Here is a 17,402-nt window from a genome sequence, read left to right on the forward strand (position 1 = left end):
TGAAAAAAATGCTATTTTAGTAAATTAGTACAATCCTCTTTAGCTTAGTAATATGATACCTTTAAAAAGCAAGTATACAGAAAATTCATGCTGTTCAAAAACAGGAGGGGTTACATTGGGAAATTGGTCTAAAAAATTGGGCTCATCGCTCTTGATTGGCGGACTCTCTTTAGGTCTGTTGTCACCATCGGCATTTGCCAGCGATGTACAGCCGTCTAAGGGGAAAACGTCTGAGTTTGCTCCAATCGACATGAATGTTGTTGATCAGGACCGACTGGCAAAGGCGTTGAAAGATCGCGGGCTGATCGCCAAAAATGCATCAAAAGCGGCTACAGCCAAAGCAGTACAGAAGTACATAGAACGTAAAAATGAAAAAACAGGCGGAACCGAAAACGTCGCAGCTTCATCTTCATCGAGCAAGAAGAACTTTGATCAAAAAGCAAAGTCTTTCCTCAACAAGCAAAAGGAGCAGTTGTCCAAGAAGTTGAACAACAGCCATGCAAAGCTGCAAAAGGGCGGATCGTCTGATGGTTTTGTAAAAGTTAAGCCGGCAAAGGGAAAGAAGTATAACGGTCCTGTAAGGAAAGACAAAGTGCTTGTGCTTTTGGCAGAGTACTCTGATTTCAAACACAATAATATTGAGCAGGAACCAGGATATATGTGGTCTGACGACTTCAACCAGCAGCATTATCAGCAAATGCTTTTCGGGGACAAGCCTTTTAAACTATTTGATGGTTCAAAGGTAGAAACCTTCAAACAATACTATGAAGAGCAATCCGGCGGAAGCTACACCGTAGAAGGAACGGTTTCACCATGGCTTACGGTTCCTGGTAAAGCGGCAGACTATGGTGATGATTCACCAGATGGCGGTAACGACAACCAGGCACCACTAGGGCCGCGTGACTTTATTAAAGATTCCTTGAATGCTGCTGTTAAAGCAGGTATTAATCTAAAAGACTATGATCAGCTTGATCCTTATGATCTTGATGGTGACGGCAACATCAACGAGCCGGACGGATTGGTTGACCACTTGATGGTCATTCATGCCGGTGTGGGACAGGAAGCAGGCGGTGGAGCCCTTGGAGACGATGCGATCTGGTCTCACCGCTGGACAATCGGAAACGCACCATATAAAATTCCAGGAACTTCGACTGACGTTCCTTACTGGGGCGGACAGATGGCTGCCTTCGACTACACTGTTGAGCCGGAAGACGGTGCAGTTGGTGTATTTGCCCATGAATTTGGCCATGACCTAGGGTTGCCGGATGAGTATGACACTCAATATACAGATGATGGTGAGCCGGTTGCTTCATGGTCTATCATGAGCGGCGGTAGCTGGAATGGGGAAATTGCAGGAACAACACCTACAAGCTTCTCTCCACAAAACAAGGATTTCTTCCAAAAAACTATTGGAGGAAACTGGGCGAACATTCAGGAAGTAGATTACAAGGACATAAACAAGCTCGGTCTTCTAACTACGATTGACCAGTCTGTTACAAAGTCCAAAAATCCAGGAATTGTGAAAGTAAACCTTCCTGATAAAAAGGTACAGGGACTTAAACCTGCATTTGGTCAGAAATACTATTACAGTGAAAAAGGCGATGATTTGAATACAACAATGACAACGCCTGAGTTTGATCTTACCAATGCAAAATCTGCTGAATTTACGTATAAGGCAAACTTTGAAATTGAATATGATTACGACTTTATGACTGTAAAAGCCGTAACAAGCGATGGAACTGAAAAAGTTATTGACGTTATTGGTGACGAAAACACATCTAAAGGTGCTGATTCTTCCGATGGCGAATGGGTTGATAAGAAGTATAATCTTTCTGAGTTTGCAGGCAAAAAAGTAAAACTCGTCTTTAACTATGTTACTGACGGAGGATTGGCTCTAAACGGATTTGCCATGGACAACCTTTCATTAAACGTAGACGGAAATGTCGTCTTTTCAGATGATGCTGAGGGCACTCCTGAATTGACGCTAGCTGGCGGAGCCCTAGTAAGCGACGGTATCTCTTTTAAGAATAACAACTATTACCTTGAATGGAGAAATTACGCTGGTGCAGATAAATCTCTTGAATTTGCACGTGGTGTAAAATACAACACAGGTATGGTTGTATGGTATGCAGATGACAGCTATTCCGATAACTGGACTGGCCCGCATCCAGGCTATGGATTCCTTGGAGTGGTAGATTCACACCCTAAGGCAATCGTTGGTACGCTCAACGGCAAGCCAACTATTGAAAATTCCACTCGCTACCAAGTGGCAGATGCTGCCTTCTCCTTTGACAAGGCTCCATCCTGGTACATCAACTCTCCATCCCGCGGTATCTTTGACTACAAAGGGCTAAAAGGTGTAAGATCGTTTGATGACTCCAGACAGTATATCGACTGGACGGACTACAACGGTGCTGAAGAAGATGGTGTCATTGCTGATGCAGGACGCATCCTTCCGAACCTTGGATTACAGTTCCACGTTCTTGGTGAAGCAAGCGACAACTCTGCCGGTACCATCTGGATCCGCAAAAGATAATGATTTAAGAAACCTGAGTGGCTTTGGCCATTCAGGTTTTTTTGAATCTTTTGAATAACATGTTTACAAATCCTGCATACTTATACTATAGTTAAGATATTAAAGAGTCTTTAAGGAGGTATGTTTTATGAACATCGCTATTGTATCTGCCATCATTGTTGTTAATTTCATATCACAGCCCTCCGGTAACCTGGACCTTTAGTTTTTTTGATGCACGTTTGTGTAACCTTCAATGGTTAAGTGTAGATTCCCGTGGGCTGTGTAATATGCTCACGGGTTTTTATTTTGTATGGAAGGCTGCTGTTTAAGCGGCTTCTTACAGACCGGTGACACGGTCTTTTTTTCTGCAAAAAAACAACTTATCTCATTGGAGGAAATCACATTGAATTTAAAACAATTAGGCTGGGAATCTTTTTTTGAACATCATTTTACCGATTATGATCAAGAACAATTCACGGTGGGAAGAGTGGCTCTCGAGCATAAGAGAATGTACCGCTTGTTTACCGAGCATGGTGAACTTCTTGCCGAAGTCACAGGAAAGCTTCGTCATTTGGCAACGGAACGCCAGGATTATCCTGCGGTTGGGGACTGGGTCGTGATCTCAGCAAGACCAGAGGAACAGAAAGCATCCATTCACGCCATTTTGCCACGAAAAAGCAAGTTTTCAAGAAAGGCTGCGGGAGTCACGACTGAAGAACAAATTGTGGCAGCCAACATTGACACGGTTTTCCTTGTCAATGCTCTGAACACCGACTTTAACCTCCGCAGAATGGAGCGCTATTTGCTCATGGCCTGGGAGAGCGGGGCAAATCCGGTGATTGTTCTGAGCAAGTCTGATCTTTGTGAGGATGTTTCACAAAAGATAATGGAAGTGGAGAGCATCGCGATGGGAGTGCCAGTCCATGCGATCAGTGCCGAAAATGGAGAAGGGCTGGAGCAGCTGTCTTCGTATCTCGAATGGGGTCAAACGGTGGCGCTGCTTGGTTCCTCTGGAGCGGGAAAGTCTACTTTAACGAATGCGCTTTTTGGTGAAAAGAAACAGGAAGTGAAAACCATCCGGGAAGATGATGACAAAGGCCGCCATACCACGACCCATCGGGAGCTGGTATTGCTTCAAGATGGAGGAGTAGTTGTTGATACTCCTGGAATGAGGGAGCTTCAGCTGTGGGAAGCGGATGAAGGGGTAAGCCAGAGCTTTTCGGATGTAGAAGCATTTGCCGGTCGCTGCCGGTTCAGAGATTGCAGGCACACAACAGAGCCAGGATGTGCTGTGCAGGCCGCCATTTCAGACGGAACATTGGATCAAGAACGCTATAACAGCTACGTTAAGCTGCAAAAAGAGCTGGCGTTCCTCGCCAGGAAAGAGGATCAGCGTGCCGCGCTGGCGGAAAAAAATAAATGGAAAAGAATCAGCGGGGACCGCACACGTGTGAACCGCAAATAATAAGAAACGCAGCCGGGATTCTCCGGCTGCGTCTTTTTACGCCTGAACGTCTTTTATTTCTTCTAACACGCCATCCCAAAGCTTGATGCGCATTTTTAGAGATTCGATAGCAGCCTGCTTTGCCTGCTGCAGCTTTTCCGGGTCATCAGCGCAAAGCGAAAGCAGCAGTTTTTCCGCAAGCGGGCCATGCTCCTCTCCATCCAACTCAATGTGGCGGTTCAGGTAATACTTTAATGTTTTTGCGTCCACTCCATGTGAGGAAACTTCATCAACAAGCACCTGAAACATGTCGGGAATCAAGTCTTCTCTTCCGAAAAAGAAAGCCGCGGCTACCTCATGTACTTCTCCATGCTGGGCAAGCTTTAGACTTTGATGTGTAAAAGCAGCAGCGCTTCTTGGAATTTCATCCGACTCAAGCGCAAGAAGAGGGTCTTCTCCTTCTTTTATCCTTGTAAGATAAGTCACAATGGGATTTGTATCTGCTTTTACCTCTTTCATTCCTTTCAAATAAAGCTCAAAGTGGCTGATAAATCCGCCTTCCCCATCTTCATCCGTTTCTTCCCCGAGTACAATTTCATTAATGAACCGGGCATATTCAGGGTGAGGTGCCGGCATCCATGGCAAGGACACACGTGTAAGTTTAATTTGGAGCTTTTTTAAAAGACTCATAAAATCCCACACAGCAAAAACATGGTGCTTCATCAGGATTTTCACTCGTTCGGCATTGGTCAGCTGTTTGTAGAGATGATGTTGAATCAGTTCCTCACGCACTTCTGTCAGGTCATTAAATATGTGGTGTTCCATAGTAAGTAAGCATTCCTTTCTTCGGTGTTTGATGATTTGCCAGAATGGTAATGGTTATAAGATAACGGAAAAATATAGCGAGGTGATCAGTTTTGCTGCAAAGATTCACAATACAGACACATAACCGGGACGAAATGCTGGATATAACGGAGACGGTCCGGGCCTATATCCAGGAACAAGGTGTGCAAGATGGGGTTCTTTATGTATATTGTGCCCATACAACGGCAGGGATAACAATTAATGAAAATGCCGATCCGGATGTTAAATCGGATATGTTGATGAGGCTCGATGAAGTTTATCCGTGGGAGCATCCGAAGTACCGGCACGGGGAAGGGAATACCGCCTCCCATTTAAAAGCAAGTACTGTAGGTTCCTCCCAGACGGTCATTATCAACGAAGGAGACCTGGTACTCGGAACATGGCAGGGCATCTATTTCTGTGAATTCGATGGTCCCCGCACCCGGAATTATTTTGTAAAAGTGATCCCTGATTAAGCAAAAAATCCTCTTTCATTTGTGAAAGAGGATTTTTTGCTATCTTTTAAGACAAAGCTGCTCTACTTCTAACAAAGTGTCTTTTGCGCTGCTGTAAATGGAAAGGTCAAAAAGGTGATCCATCGATGTTGGCTCACGGTTGATTAATACGGTCTTTCCTTTCGCCATGGAAGGAAGCTGGTTCACTGGATAAACCTGCAGGCTCGTACCAATGATCAGGACCAAATCTGCCTGGCGAATGGCCGACATGGCTTGGTGCCATACCTCCTCAGGCAGCAGTTCCCCGAAAAGAACGATGGATGGACGAAGTTTCCCTCCGCAGGAACAGGTCGATCCTTTTTTAAAATCTTCAGCTGAATGCACTTTGCTGCAGGTGTGGCAGTAAATGTTATGGAGTGATCCATGAAGTTCATAGATATTCTTTTCTCCAGCTCTCCGGTGAAAGCCGTCAACATTCTGGGTAGCAATTGCATGTATCAATCCATTTTGCTGTAATCTTGCTAATGCTTCATACCCCTCATGAGGACTGCAGGTCTCAACATCCTGAAGTCGAAGGGAGTAAAATTCATTAAACAGATCGTAATGATTGTCCACGGCCTCGACAGATGAAACATAGGCCGGATCAAAGTTTTTCCATAATCCATTATGTGACCTGAAATCGGGGATTCCGCTTTCGGTGGACATCCCGGCCCCGCTCAAAACGACAGTGAAGGAAGAGTGGTTTAACCAGGAAGCCAACTGTTCAATAGCCTGTTGATCCGTCATCAGGCATCACTCCTTTTAGTACTCATTATAGTACACTTAACGTCTTCTTCTTATTTTTTTGCCCAAATAACGGTATACTTTAAGATAGCATTGAAAAGATGGGGGAGTCATGGATGATTAAAGTGCTGTTTGTATGTCTCGGCAATATCTGCCGTTCACCAATGGCTGAGGCGATCTTCAGGGATATGGTAGCCAAGCGAAAGTTGGAGGATAAAATTTCAGTAGATTCTGCCGGAACCGGAAACTGGCATGTAGGTGAACCTCCTCACGCCGGAACCCAAAAGTTGTTAACCGATAAAAAGATTTCATTTGAAGGGCTAAAAGCCAGGCAGATCACAGAGACCGATCTTTCGGCGTATGATTATGTCATTGGGATGGATGCTGAAAACATCGGAAATCTTCAGCAGCTCGCGGGCAATACACCTGTGGAGCATGTAGCAAGACTCATGGACTATGTTCCTGGAAGTGAGGTACAGGATGTTCCGGATCCTTATTTTACAGGCAACTTTGATGAAGTTTACGCCATGGTAAAAGAAGGATGCACTCATTTGCTTGAAGAGATTGTGGAGCGAGAAAACCTATAAGGAGGAATGGGAATGGGCATTGTTCGGGAGCTTTCAACACGTGTTGAAGTAAAAGAAGCGTTTCCAGTAATGAAGCAGCTGCGTCCCCATTTAACGGAAGCGTTGTTTCTCTCTTTATATGAAGAAATGAGAACGAGCGGCTATACGCTGCTTGCCTGCTGCGATGATGAGACAATTGTTGCTGTGGCCGGCTTTGCCATGTTGACCAACCTTTATTACGGGAAACATGTGTGGGTCTATGATCTGGTTACCGATGAGCAGGTCCGTTCAAAAGGACACGGGGAAGAGCTGCTTTCGTTCATTGAATCGTTTGCGGCGCAAAATAACTGTAATTGTGTAGCTCTGTCGTCGGGCACATCACGAACAGATGCCCACCGGTTTTATGAAGCAAGGATGGGATATGCCCGGGTCAGCCATGTATTTAAAAAAGACTTTGCAACATAAAAAAACCGTCGCGCCTTTTGGCGTAACGGTTTTTTTTTAGTATGGAGTGTTATGCGTTTCTTCGCATACCACGCAAGATAGCACTGACAATCAATACAACGACAATCGCACCGATGATCGCTGGTATGATAGCGAAACCTGCAACGGTAGGACCCCAGTCACCAAGGACTAGTCCTCCAAGCCAAGCTCCAATAAAACCTGCGATAATGTTACCAATGATTCCGCCAGGAACGTCACGTCCTGTGATTACTCCTGCTAACCATCCAATAATACCACCTATAATAAGTGCCCAAAGAAAACTCATGTGTGTGTTCCTCCTTAAAAGTTTTTTGTTTTATTGTGTTGTACCGTTAAGATACCCATTGATAAATAAAAATAAACAAAATAAAAAAATGTTTTTTCATGCCAAGCATCGGGAATGTAATCCGTACACTCACGTAAATACTTATTATAAGGAGAGATGCAAAATGGCTTACCAAAGTTATGAAACGTATCAGAAAGATGACAGTAAATTGTTAAAAGGCATCTTGATCGGAGCTGCTCTTGGAGCGGCTGTTGCCATGCTGGACCGTTCAACAAGACAATCCATGAAACAGCGTTCCATTGGGGTAAAGGATACTACAAAGAACCTGGCAAGGACGGTTAAAGATGATCCACAATCTCTGACAAGCGGCATGAAGGAAACGTTTCAATCGGCATCAACAGCAGTAAATGATGTAGTGGAGGATGTAAAACATCTTATGAATACAGTAGACAGCGTAAAAAACACAGGGATGCAGGCTGTAGAACAAGTAAAAGGAGCAGGAAGTGAAGTCGCTAAAATCGGCAGCAAATTAAAGGACGCCGGACAGGATGTAAAAGAGCACAGCAAAGATACAGTAGCCGAAATTTCAGATAAAAATTCTACTTCACCCACTTCCACTTCAGGTCCGTCCTATGCGGATTTAGACAATAATCCACATGTAGTTGGAAGGAATCAGGGCAACTAATCGTTGCCCTTTTTTTCAATGGGCTGGAAACAGCGAGGTGAACCTATATGAATTTATTTAGCCAGCTTAAAGGCATATCTCCAAAATCATTTGCAGTGGAGTTTATGCACAGCTTTAAGAAAAATGATGTGCCGGACTTGGCAGCCCAGCTTGCCTACTATTTTCTTTTGTCTCTCTTTCCATTTTTGATCTTCCTGATTACGCTCGGCGGGATTTTCATCTCTCCGGAAGATGCGGTTAAAGTGTTAAACAATGTGGTTCCTGGTGAATCGATGAAGGTCATCAGGGAAAACCTGCAGACGGTCATTGAATCCAAAAAGGGAGGACTGCTTTCTTTCGGGATCATTGCGACACTCTGGTCCGCTTCTAATGGCGTAAATGCGGTGATTAAGGCATTGAATGAAGCATACGGCGTCGAGGAATGCCGGTCGTTTATTATGGCAAGAACCCTTGCCGTGTTTCTTACCATTGGACTCATCCTCGCCATCGTTGTTTCTCTTGTCCTTCCTGTCTTTGGGAAAATGATCGGTGAATTTATTTTCTCCTATCTCGGACTGGATCAGGTCTTCCTCAGCATATGGGGATTGATGCGCTGGCTGATTAGTTTTCTGGTCATAGCGGTCGTTTTTTCTGTTCTTTATTACATGGGACCTTGCAAAAGACTGAAGTATCGTGAAGTATGGTATGGCGCAATCTTTTCTACAGTTGCCTGGCTGATTGTTTCTTTGTGCTTCGCATTTTATGTCGACAGCTTTGGAAATTATTCCGCTACATACGGAAGCCTTGGAGCTGTAATTGTCCTCATGCTGTGGTTTTATTTGACAGGACTGGTTATTGTCCTTGGCGGGGTAATCAATGCCACACTGCATAAATTTAAAATCGATCAGGCTTATGAAAGAGGCCTGCTGACAAAAACAAGATAGCGTTTCTAAAAAGACCGCATTAGGCGGTTTTTTTTTTGGACAAGATCACCCCCGAATTGCATGATTTCCTATCGACCTCATATGGTATAATGAACGGGGCTTTTTTTTGAACGGAGGATAAGTTGGATGTTCTGCAATTGGCCGGGATCAAGCGATTGAATGGAGAAGGAATATGACCAAGAATAAAAACGTAACTAAGAAAAAGGCCCGGTTAAAGTGGAGAAATATTGGCTGGCTCCTGTTTTTAATTTATTTTACGGTTCTGATATACGTCACTCTCTTTACATATAACCATTATGTGTACGGGAAGTCACTGAACCTTGTGCTGTTTGACAGCATAAGACTCATGTGGAAAAGCGGCGATTACTGGCTGATCTTTAAAAACGTCATTGGCAACGTCGTATTGTTCTTTCCTCTGGGATTCTTGCCACCCCTTATCCACCGCTTCTTTTCAAAATGGGCACTTATGTTCTTCATCGGGTTCGGGACAAGCTCAATCATCGAAGTGCTTCAATATAGTTATGCTCACCGCATTTTCGATATCGACGACATTTTATTAAACGGATTTGGCACCATGGTCGGGCTTGCTGTGTTTAAATTTTGCGCCCTTATCTACAGAATTATTGAAAATAACATACTAAAGAGAAAAAGGTAGCTCCCGCAGCTGCCTTTTGGCAGTTTTTGGGGTTGTTTTTGGAGGTGAAAGAGAGGGGGTCGGGGAATTAGTTGCGGTTCGACACGATTTAGTTGCGGTTCGACAAAAATTAGTTGCGGTAAATCCAGATTTACTTGCGGTTCGACATGATTTAGTTGCATATTGCGTCATTTTCATAAAAAAAAGCCGCCTGACAGATGATCAGGTGGCTCCTCAAGATTTAAAGGTGTCCAGCTTCAGAGCCCAAAAGCTCGGCCGTTTCACTCTTTCAACACAACACAAAAAGCGTGTTGTATGTTCAAGAGTTCCAACGTCTGCCGCTTTTAAACGGGCTCTTCAGCTTTTCTTGTGATCCAGCTTCAACGCCTAGAGACTCGATCACTTCGGTCTTTGTCAGAAAACAAAAAGCGTTTTATGACAAAGCCCTCCAGTACTAGTCGTCTCTCAACAGGCGTTTCAGCTTTTCTTATATGATCCAGCTTCAGAGCCCAAAAGCTCGGCCGTTTCACTCTTTCAACACAACACAAAAAGCGTGTTGTATGTTCAAGAGTTCCAACGTCTGCCGCTTTTAAACGGGCTCTTCAGCTTTTCTTGTGATCCAGCTTCAACGCCTAGAGACTCGATCACTTCGGTCTTTGTCAGAAAACAAAAAGCGTTTTATGACAAAGCCCTCCAGTACTAGTCGTCTCTCAACAGGCGTTTCAGCTTTTCTTGTTTACTTCGTTTCTTTTCCTAGTACGCGGTTGACGCGTTTGGTTAGCATTTTCATGCCTTCGCCGCCAGCTTGGAAATGGCGAAGTTTTCCTTCTGCATCAAAAACGTAATAGGCTGGAACGTATTGGTTTTCGAAGGCATCGGTAAGGTTGTGTTGGTTATCAACAAAGATGGGTTGTGAAATGTCGTGTTCTTTTGCTACTTCTTTGATTTGGTCAAGGTCTAAATCTTTTTCAGAACGAGGCATGTGTACAGCAACGACATTCAATTCATCTTTATAATCGTCCCGGAATTTGTTGATGTTTGGCATAGCTTCTTTACATAGTCCGCAGCTTACAGACCAAAAGTGAATAAGGGTTGGTTTGTTGCCGATTAGATCTTCTTTTTTAACTTCTCCGTTAATCCATTCTGTTGCGCCGTTTAGTTCCGGCATTTCATCACGTAATCTCATGAATAGGTGGCTCCTTTGCTAATTGTTTTATTTATAATTATTATTATTTAATTTCAATTATAAGTATAAGGAATTTCAGCGCAGAATGCAAAAATATTGCCTTCTCTAGTATGCATTCTGACAGCTTATATTATAGGTTGTCAGACGACGTTTTTTTGCGAATGATTTCTTTCTCCGGTTCCTTTATGAAAATAGGTGACAAGGAGGAGTATCAGCAGCATGCCGCTGATCGCGTAAACAAATGCGCCTGATTGGAAGGCTTCAATAAACCAGCCGCCAACAAGAGGGCCTGTCATGCTTCCGGAGCTAAAGGCGATTCCGGCCAGGATATTGCCCACAGGCAGAAGGTGCAGCGGAAGGAGATCGCTCATATACGTAATTCCAAGTGAAAACAGGGAACCGACAAACATTCCGGCTATGAAAAAAAGGAGTAAATAAATCCACATGTGGCTGCCGGCCAATAATGTACCTGTAAAGGCCAGAAAGCCGACGAAGAGGCATACGAGAAGCACCTTTCTCCGGCCAAAGCGGTCACTCCATAATCCTAGTGGCAATTGAAAGACAAGGCTTCCCACAACAAAGGATGGCAGTAAAACGGACACCCAATTCACTGGTATGCCATGCCGCAATGCGTAAACAGGGAAAGAACCGTTTAGCGAAGCCTCCAGGAATCCGTAGCCAAAGGCAGGCAAGAGGGCGACCCAGGCTGCCCGCATAACTTCCCGGTAGCGTCCGAGTGTATTCATTCCTGCTTCTTTTACACCTTCAGATGACGGAAACTCATTTTGGATGAACGTCATAATAAAGAGTGAGATCAGGCAGAAGGCTCCAGATATAAGAAAAGGCAATGCCTCGCTCACGGAAGCGAGTCTGGTCATAAGCGGTCCGATTCCAAAGCCCGCGCCAAACGCAATACCATACAGCGCAATGTTTCGGCCACGCTTTTCAGCCGGGCTGTTGGACGTGACCCACACTTGTGTGGAGAAATGGAGCATGTGATCTCCTACACCGATCACCAGGCGTAGCGCGAACCAAAACCAGAAGGCTTTCCACCAGGGGAATAAAAAAAGCGAAACAGTAACAAGGACAAGCCCTGACAGGATTATTTTTTTATAGCCAAATCTTCTCATCGGTTTTTCAATAAAAGGGGAAGCAAGAACAATACCGATATACAGAGCGATAGCATTTAATCCATTTAATGTTGAAGAAGTGCCCGCCTCTTCCAGCAGAATGGCGATCAAAGGCAGCAGCATGCCTTGAGAAAATCCTGAAATAAAAACAATACTTACTAAAATGGAGAATTTTGATCGTGTCAATACAGCCATTATATAACCTATCCTTTGCATCAAATCTATCCCCATTTTACAATGAATAGCCATGTCATGGACAGGAAATCGCAATTTTTGTAAAAACCATGGAAAGTTGTATAAACTGTAAGGTATACGAGGTGATAATGATGGAATTTACGATGAGAGAAAACGGGTTTCAAACACAATTTGAATATGGATCCCTTGATGTTTCCGGAGATGCACACTATGGATTCAGACCCTATCAGCTGATGGTGTCATCGGTTGCGGTTTGCAGCGGGGGAGTACTCCGAAAAGTACTCTCAAAAATGCGGCTGGACGTGGAAGATATCAAAATTAAAGCAGATGTGGTCAGAAACAAGGAAGAGGCGGACCGGATCGAAAGCATTCATATGCATTTTATTTTGAAAGGCAATGACCTGTCACCAGAGAAAATTGAAAAAGCACTGCGCGTTACAGAGAAAAACTGTTCAATGGTTCAGTCGGTAAAAGGCAGTATCCGCATCAGTGATTCATTTGAACTGATTGCATAAAGAAAAGCATTCCTTTTGGGGAATGCTTTTCTTGATTTATTACATATCCAGAGTAACGGGCTCTTTTTCTTTTGAATTCATCAGACGGAATGATGCTGGTTGAATCTCAAGGATAATTAAATCAGGATCATCCGGGCCTGTAAACCAGTGCTTCATCATATCCTGCCAGAATTCCTCTTTAATGACTTCTTTCTCACGAACCCTGATAGTTCCCTGCATTTCAATATATGGGCTGTCCCAGTCTGTGTAGCCCAAAAGAACATGAACGTTTGGATTCTCTTCAATTTCATCCACTTTATGTGTTTGTTTACTTGTTGCGGTTAACAGGGTAATATCATCACGTTGGAAGTACATATATCGTGCATTTGGTTTGTTCTGTGAAACGGTGGAAAGGGTGCCAATAGGATTTGAGTCCACAATATCTTTAATTTTTTGTTTAAATTCCTCCTGATTCATAAATAATTCTCCTTTCATTTTTCACCTGTTAAAATAGTTCCACAAATTTGAATCGAGTAAACACAGAACCGGATTTTAGAACAAGGAGAGGAGCAAGGACATGGCGCTTAGCCACGATTTTACAAAAGGCAATCTGTTCAAAAGCATGATTTTTTATTCCTGGCCCATCTTCCTGAGCAATCTCCTCCAGGTTTCCTTTCAGATCATTGACAGCTATTGGGTGGGAAACCTTCTTGGAAGCAGGGAAGTCGGAGCGATTTCGTTATCGTCCACGGTCATTTTTGCTGTATTGTCGTTTATTATTGGGATCAATGGAGCAGCACTCACGGTTCTTTCGCAGCAAAAAGGAGCGGATGATGCTGAAGGGCTGAGAAAATCGGTGAATGCCTTTGTCACCCTTTTGGGATGCTTGGCCATTTTGCTTGGCATTATTGGATTCTTTACATCACAGTGGCTGCTTCAGCTTCTCGGAACACCGAAATCCGTCATGCCCATGGCGGTAAACTATCTTCAGATTAATTTTGCGGGAATCTTGTTTTTGTTTGGCTATAATTTTATTTCAACCATCCTCCGGGCAATGGGAGACAGTAAAACACCGGTACAGTTTGTCGTGATTGCTGTCATTTTAAATGCCATTCTGGACCCTTTGTTCATCAGCGGATTTAACATGGGATTGGACGGTGCCGCATATGCCACAATTTTTTCACAAGGTGCCGCTTTCTTGTATGGGGTATATCATTCTGTTAAAACCGGCAAAGTGCCTTTTGAAATTCCTCATTGGCCAGAAAGATATTATCTAAAAACGGTAACGGCACTTGGACTTCCGGCAGGACTGCAGATGCTGTTAATCTCGGGAGGAGTGGCTGCTATCATGAGTGTGGTTGCTTCTTTTGGAGAAGATGTGGTGGCCGGGTTTGGAGTCGCCCAGCGGATGGACAGTTTGATCATGCTGCCGGCCATGACGCTCGGCTCAGCTGTAAACAGTATGGCAGGCCAGAATATTGGTGCGAACAAATGGGACAGGGTTTCATTGGTCGCGAGAAACGGGATTTATCTTATTTTGAGTGTTACCCTTTTGATCAGCGCAATTGTCGTTGCAGGGGCTTCCTGGTTTATTTCCCTGTTTGTAAAAGATGCAGAAACGATTGAATTCGGTGCTCAATATTTAAGAAGCATCGCCTTCTTTTATCCGTTTCTGGGTATTAATTTTGTTTTGAACGGCGTTGTCCGGGCTTCAGGCGCCATGGTGCAGGTGCTGATCCTGAACCTCATTTCATTTTGGATTCTTCGATACCCGTTGACCTATTTATTTGCGCAGTGGTTTGGAGAACGAGGAATTGCCTACGGAATGTCCGTCAGCTTTATCATCAGCAGCGTTTTCGCCATTTTGTATTACAAGCTGGGAAAATGGAAGGATATCCGAATATTAAAGCAAGACAAAGAAAAAGACGCCTGAATTTCCAGGTGTCTTTTTTGTGTAAAAATTTGTTATTCGCTCAGCATGGATAAATTTCTACAACAAGAAAAAAATAGGGATATAAAAGGAGGAAAAACACATGAAACGGAACACTTTGGTGTTGGGTTTAAATCGAAACTCAGCCGCCTTATTCCTTGTTATAATTCTGATTTTTTCCCTGGTTGTCCAGCCGCATTCCGCTGCGGCCGCAGGTGTGAGGGTTCCGGGATCGGTTGTGAGTATTTCTAAAGAAAACACCTATCCTAACTCTGCACAGGACCTTCCTTATCTTGAACCGAGCAAATTGGCAAAGTCAATGCTGAAAACATCCAACGTGGCTATAGCCAACCCGGATTTAATTCGTATGTTGAACGAGTCTGTCATTCATCCGTCAAAATTGGCTTTTGGTTACAGAGCCAGAATCTTTCTTGGAGTGTGGCCTCTTTCGTATCAATCTACAGAATCAGCTGTCAATTGGGAATATCAGCAAATCAATTTGAACAGGCTTGATAACCGGGGAGGCAAGTCGCTTGCTCAGCTGCGCTATCATCAACAGATGCACAAACGAGTAGCTGGAGGGCTTACCGCGGAAATCCCTAACAGCGAAGCCGTAAAGAAAATGATGATGATTGCTGCAGGAGAAAAAACCAGACTCCCACTTTCATTTCAGACGAATATTGGGGCGGGTACCAAGAAAAACAATGTTTATAATATTGCTCCCAAGCAGGTTGGGTACTTGGCAAGTTATGTTCCAGCTGTGAATGAAAAAGGGAGGGTCACCTACGGTGAAGTCTATATTGTCCTAAAAGGCAGTAAACGAAAAATTGAAGTGCAAAATGTAACCCAACAGGGAATCGGAGCATGGATTCCGGTGCAGGAACACGTTTCTTTCAGATTTCATTCGTCGAATATGTAAATAAAAAAGAACCAGCTTTTAGCTGGTTCCTTTTTATTTTTGAAGTTCGCATTCTTCAACCCATTGCTCACTCCAAAATTGAATAGATTCAATAATGGATCGTAGGGATTCTCCCTTTTCGGTCAATGCATACTCGATGCGGACCGGGGTTTCAGGATAAACATGGCGTGAAACAATGCCAACGGATTCCAATTCTTTCATGCGCTCCGTAAGCATGCGGTCACTCATCTCGGGGATTTGCTTTTTAATATCCTTAAAACGCCTTGATCCTCCCAATAAAACACGGATGATAAGACCCGTCCATTTTTTTCCTATAATATCTATCGCTACTTCATATCTGGGACACATTGTGTTGTAATCCATACAATTCACCTCATTGTATTGATCTTTCGACTACTAATTATAGTCTTTCCTATGATGATACTCCCAAAACTTACTATTGTAAAGTTTATAACTTTTTAATTAGTCATATATTGGAAGAAAGTGTCGTGAAATCAACTTCTTTGTAATACGTATCTTTCACCAGCAAATTCGGACCAAGACATTTTACAGCCGGACAATGGCAATTCACTGATTTCGCTGCAGATGTGTTCAGCCATGCTTCATAGGCTTCAGGAAACGAGGTGGTTTGTATATTGCCAAGTGAGGGGGTGTCTCCAAAATCAGTGACAATAATTTCACCATCAAATAAATTGACGTTCAGACGGGAACGACCATCGGGGTCATTCCGGACCGTCACATTTTTTTCAGCATAAAGCCGGTTTAATAATTCCAGGTCCTCGTTTTTAGCAGAACATGGATAAAAAGGCAGGGTGCCAAAAAGCATCCAAACGTCAGGATTACGGACATCAAGCAGTCTGTGAATGGCCGAACGTGTATCCTCAAGTGACAGCACCTGAAGCGAGCTGGCAAAGTCACTCGGGTACATAGGGTGAATTTCATGGCGTTGGCAGCCCATTTCCTGTATGTGATTGTGGATCTTTTCCAGGTAGGGCAAAGTCGTCTTGTTCAGCATTGTTTCAGCAGAGACAAGGACACCTCTTGTTGTGAGCTCCTGTGCATTATGTACCATTCGGTCAAACAATGCGGTCCGCTGCTCCATCGAAGGCTTCCTCTCCATTTGGGCAAAACCGATCTCGGCAAAATCTTCGAGGGTGCCCCAATTGTGGGAAATATGAAGAACATCCAAAAAAGGAAGAATAGGCTCATAACGTTCAAGATCCAGGGTAAGGTTAGAATTAATCTGTGTTCTTGCTCCACGCGAAGTGGCATAGCGGAGCAAAGGCACCACAAAGTTCTCGACAGATTTTTTTGACATCATCGGCTCTCCGCCAGTGATGGAAAATGAACGAAGCTCCGGAACTTCATCCAATCGGCCCATAAGAAGTTCAAGCGGCAGAGGTTCTGGATCCTTAACATTCAGTGTGTAACCGACAGCGCAGTGTGCACAGCGCATATTGCAAAGCGTCGTTGTCGTGACTTCAATATTCGAAAGCTGCATCGTGCCGTGCTTTTCAACATCCAAATAAGCTTCCCAGGGATCATTCTGGATGGAAATTGGGTTTTTTACCATCATAAAAAACTCCTTTATTAATAAAACGGGTAAAAACATAACGTTTCCGCAATCTATAAATACACCATATGATAACGCAATCGCCGTAAAAGAAAAAGGGCTGCGGGGATTTTATTGGCAGAGATTCAATCCTTTGATACAGTATGAAAGAAAGGAGAGGTATATTTGGGTAAATCAGTAGAAGATAAGTCATCTCAAAAAGAATACATTATGAATCGGATCGACATGCTGCTGCAGGTGCTGGATTCAATTGATGCAGAAACAGCAGGTGTGGAAGAAATTGACCGTATCATTGGGATGCTTGATGATCTTGAATTCAAATGCAAACAATTCCGAAATAATTGGGAAAAAGAATAAA

At 43.7% G+C, this 17,402-nt stretch carries 21 protein-coding genes; 13 read left to right on the forward strand and 8 right to left on the reverse strand.

Going from position 1 to position 17,402, the window contains the following annotated elements; genetic code table 11:
• The first annotated feature begins 115 nt into the window (after positions 1 to 115).
• Both QNH15_RS04045 and rsgA read left to right on the forward strand, forming a co-directional pair.
• Complete coding sequence (locus tag QNH15_RS04045) at positions 116 to 2,536, forward strand: immune inhibitor A domain-containing protein (RefSeq protein ID WP_430667125.1); 2,421 nt, start codon at positions 116 to 118, stop codon at positions 2,534 to 2,536.
• Between the two features lie 382 nt (positions 2,537 to 2,918).
• Positions 2,919 to 3,980 carry a ribosome small subunit-dependent GTPase A gene (rsgA, locus tag QNH15_RS04050; protein ID WP_283892779.1) on the forward strand — a complete coding sequence of 354 codons (1,062 nt, stop codon included), beginning with the start codon at positions 2,919 to 2,921 and terminating at the stop codon, positions 3,978 to 3,980.
• A gap of 36 nt (positions 3,981 to 4,016) precedes the next feature.
• Here rsgA and QNH15_RS04055 read toward each other — a convergent pair whose 3' ends face one another.
• Positions 4,017 to 4,784, reverse strand: coding sequence for a DUF3050 domain-containing protein (locus QNH15_RS04055; RefSeq protein ID WP_283892781.1), 768 nt, complete (start codon positions 4,782 to 4,784; stop codon positions 4,017 to 4,019).
• Between the two features lie 92 nt (positions 4,785 to 4,876).
• Here QNH15_RS04055 and QNH15_RS04060 point away from each other — a divergent pair, with 92 nt between their 5' ends.
• Positions 4,877 to 5,278 carry a secondary thiamine-phosphate synthase enzyme YjbQ gene (locus tag QNH15_RS04060; RefSeq protein WP_283892783.1) on the forward strand — a complete coding sequence of 134 codons (402 nt, stop codon included), beginning with the start codon at positions 4,877 to 4,879 and terminating at the stop codon, positions 5,276 to 5,278.
• A 39-nt stretch (positions 5,279 to 5,317) separates the two neighbouring features.
• Here the strand turns inward: QNH15_RS04060 and QNH15_RS04065 are convergent, their stop codons facing one another.
• Entirely contained in the window at positions 5,318 to 6,043 is a 726-nt protein-coding gene (locus QNH15_RS04065; protein ID WP_283892785.1) for an SIR2 family NAD-dependent protein deacylase, read from the reverse strand.
• A 113-nt stretch (positions 6,044 to 6,156) separates the two neighbouring features.
• Between QNH15_RS04065 and QNH15_RS04070 the strand changes: the two genes are divergently transcribed.
• Entirely contained in the window at positions 6,157 to 6,627 is a 471-nt protein-coding gene (locus QNH15_RS04070) for a low molecular weight protein-tyrosine-phosphatase (RefSeq protein ID WP_129477732.1), read from the forward strand.
• Between the two features lie 12 nt (positions 6,628 to 6,639).
• Positions 6,640 to 7,071, forward strand: a complete 432-nt coding sequence (locus QNH15_RS04075; protein WP_283892789.1) for a GNAT family N-acetyltransferase — start codon at positions 6,640 to 6,642, stop codon at positions 7,069 to 7,071.
• A 49-nt stretch (positions 7,072 to 7,120) separates the two neighbouring features.
• Here the strand turns inward: QNH15_RS04075 and QNH15_RS04080 are convergent, their stop codons facing one another.
• Positions 7,121 to 7,375: a GlsB/YeaQ/YmgE family stress response membrane protein gene (locus tag QNH15_RS04080; protein WP_283892791.1), complete on the reverse strand. Its 255-nt coding sequence runs from the start codon at positions 7,373 to 7,375 to the stop codon at positions 7,121 to 7,123.
• A gap of 163 nt (positions 7,376 to 7,538) precedes the next feature.
• Here QNH15_RS04080 and QNH15_RS04085 point away from each other — a divergent pair, with 163 nt between their 5' ends.
• The 4 genes from QNH15_RS04085 (at position 7,539) to QNH15_RS04100 (ending at position 9,990) form a co-directional block, all read left to right on the forward strand.
• Positions 7,539 to 8,060 carry a YtxH domain-containing protein gene (locus tag QNH15_RS04085; protein ID WP_283892793.1) on the forward strand — a complete coding sequence of 174 codons (522 nt, stop codon included), beginning with the start codon at positions 7,539 to 7,541 and terminating at the stop codon, positions 8,058 to 8,060.
• Between the two features lie 47 nt (positions 8,061 to 8,107).
• Entirely contained in the window at positions 8,108 to 8,983 is an 876-nt protein-coding gene (locus tag QNH15_RS04090; RefSeq protein WP_283892795.1) for a YihY/virulence factor BrkB family protein, read from the forward strand.
• A gap of 172 nt (positions 8,984 to 9,155) precedes the next feature.
• Positions 9,156 to 9,638: a VanZ family protein gene (locus tag QNH15_RS04095; RefSeq protein WP_283892797.1), complete on the forward strand. Its 483-nt coding sequence runs from the start codon at positions 9,156 to 9,158 to the stop codon at positions 9,636 to 9,638.
• A gap of 16 nt (positions 9,639 to 9,654) precedes the next feature.
• On the forward strand, positions 9,655 to 9,990 hold the full coding sequence (locus QNH15_RS04100; RefSeq protein WP_283892799.1) for a hypothetical protein: 336 nt from the start codon (positions 9,655 to 9,657) through the stop codon (positions 9,988 to 9,990).
• A 363-nt stretch (positions 9,991 to 10,353) separates the two neighbouring features.
• Here the strand turns inward: QNH15_RS04100 and QNH15_RS04105 are convergent, their stop codons facing one another.
• Positions 10,354 to 10,803: a TlpA disulfide reductase family protein gene (locus QNH15_RS04105; protein ID WP_061974329.1), complete on the reverse strand. Its 450-nt coding sequence runs from the start codon at positions 10,801 to 10,803 to the stop codon at positions 10,354 to 10,356.
• A 140-nt stretch (positions 10,804 to 10,943) separates the two neighbouring features.
• Positions 10,944 to 12,128 (reverse strand): MFS transporter, encoded by a 1,185-nt coding sequence (locus QNH15_RS04110; protein ID WP_283892800.1) that lies wholly within the window; start codon positions 12,126 to 12,128, stop codon positions 10,944 to 10,946.
• 131 nt (positions 12,129 to 12,259) lie between these two features.
• On the opposite strand from QNH15_RS04110, the gene QNH15_RS04115 reads away from it, so the two are divergent.
• Entirely contained in the window at positions 12,260 to 12,643 is a 384-nt protein-coding gene (locus tag QNH15_RS04115) for an OsmC family protein (RefSeq protein ID WP_283895430.1), read from the forward strand.
• Positions 12,644 to 12,682: 39 nt separating this feature from the next.
• Here QNH15_RS04115 and QNH15_RS04120 read toward each other — a convergent pair whose 3' ends face one another.
• Positions 12,683 to 13,099, reverse strand: coding sequence for a pyridoxamine 5'-phosphate oxidase family protein (locus QNH15_RS04120; protein WP_283892801.1), 417 nt, complete (start codon positions 13,097 to 13,099; stop codon positions 12,683 to 12,685).
• 100 nt (positions 13,100 to 13,199) lie between these two features.
• Between QNH15_RS04120 and QNH15_RS04125 the strand changes: the two genes are divergently transcribed.
• Complete coding sequence (locus QNH15_RS04125) at positions 13,200 to 14,555, forward strand: MATE family efflux transporter (RefSeq protein ID WP_283892802.1); 1,356 nt, start codon at positions 13,200 to 13,202, stop codon at positions 14,553 to 14,555.
• Positions 14,556 to 14,655: 100 nt separating this feature from the next.
• On the forward strand, positions 14,656 to 15,471 hold the full coding sequence (locus QNH15_RS04130) for a YfkD famly protein (RefSeq protein WP_283892804.1): 816 nt from the start codon (positions 14,656 to 14,658) through the stop codon (positions 15,469 to 15,471).
• A gap of 33 nt (positions 15,472 to 15,504) precedes the next feature.
• On the opposite strand, the gene QNH15_RS04135 is transcribed toward QNH15_RS04130, so the two are convergent.
• Both QNH15_RS04135 and yfkAB read right to left on the reverse strand, forming a co-directional pair.
• The gene (locus QNH15_RS04135) at positions 15,505 to 15,834 is read right to left on the reverse strand and encodes a winged helix-turn-helix transcriptional regulator (RefSeq protein WP_283892805.1); all 330 of its coding nucleotides are present in this window, start codon (positions 15,832 to 15,834) and stop codon (positions 15,505 to 15,507) included.
• Between the two features lie 103 nt (positions 15,835 to 15,937).
• The gene (gene yfkAB / locus QNH15_RS04140) at positions 15,938 to 17,047 is read right to left on the reverse strand and encodes a radical SAM/CxCxxxxC motif protein YfkAB (RefSeq protein ID WP_283892806.1); all 1,110 of its coding nucleotides are present in this window, start codon (positions 17,045 to 17,047) and stop codon (positions 15,938 to 15,940) included.
• A 162-nt stretch (positions 17,048 to 17,209) separates the two neighbouring features.
• Here yfkAB and QNH15_RS04145 point away from each other — a divergent pair, with 162 nt between their 5' ends.
• On the forward strand, positions 17,210 to 17,401 hold the full coding sequence (locus tag QNH15_RS04145) for an SE1561 family protein (protein ID WP_061974313.1): 192 nt from the start codon (positions 17,210 to 17,212) through the stop codon (positions 17,399 to 17,401).
• Position 17,402 lies beyond the last annotated feature (1 nt).

Source organism: Fictibacillus enclensis (assembly GCF_030123385.1).
Lineage (GTDB): Bacteria > Bacillota > Bacilli > Bacillales > Fictibacillaceae > Fictibacillus_C > Fictibacillus_C enclensis.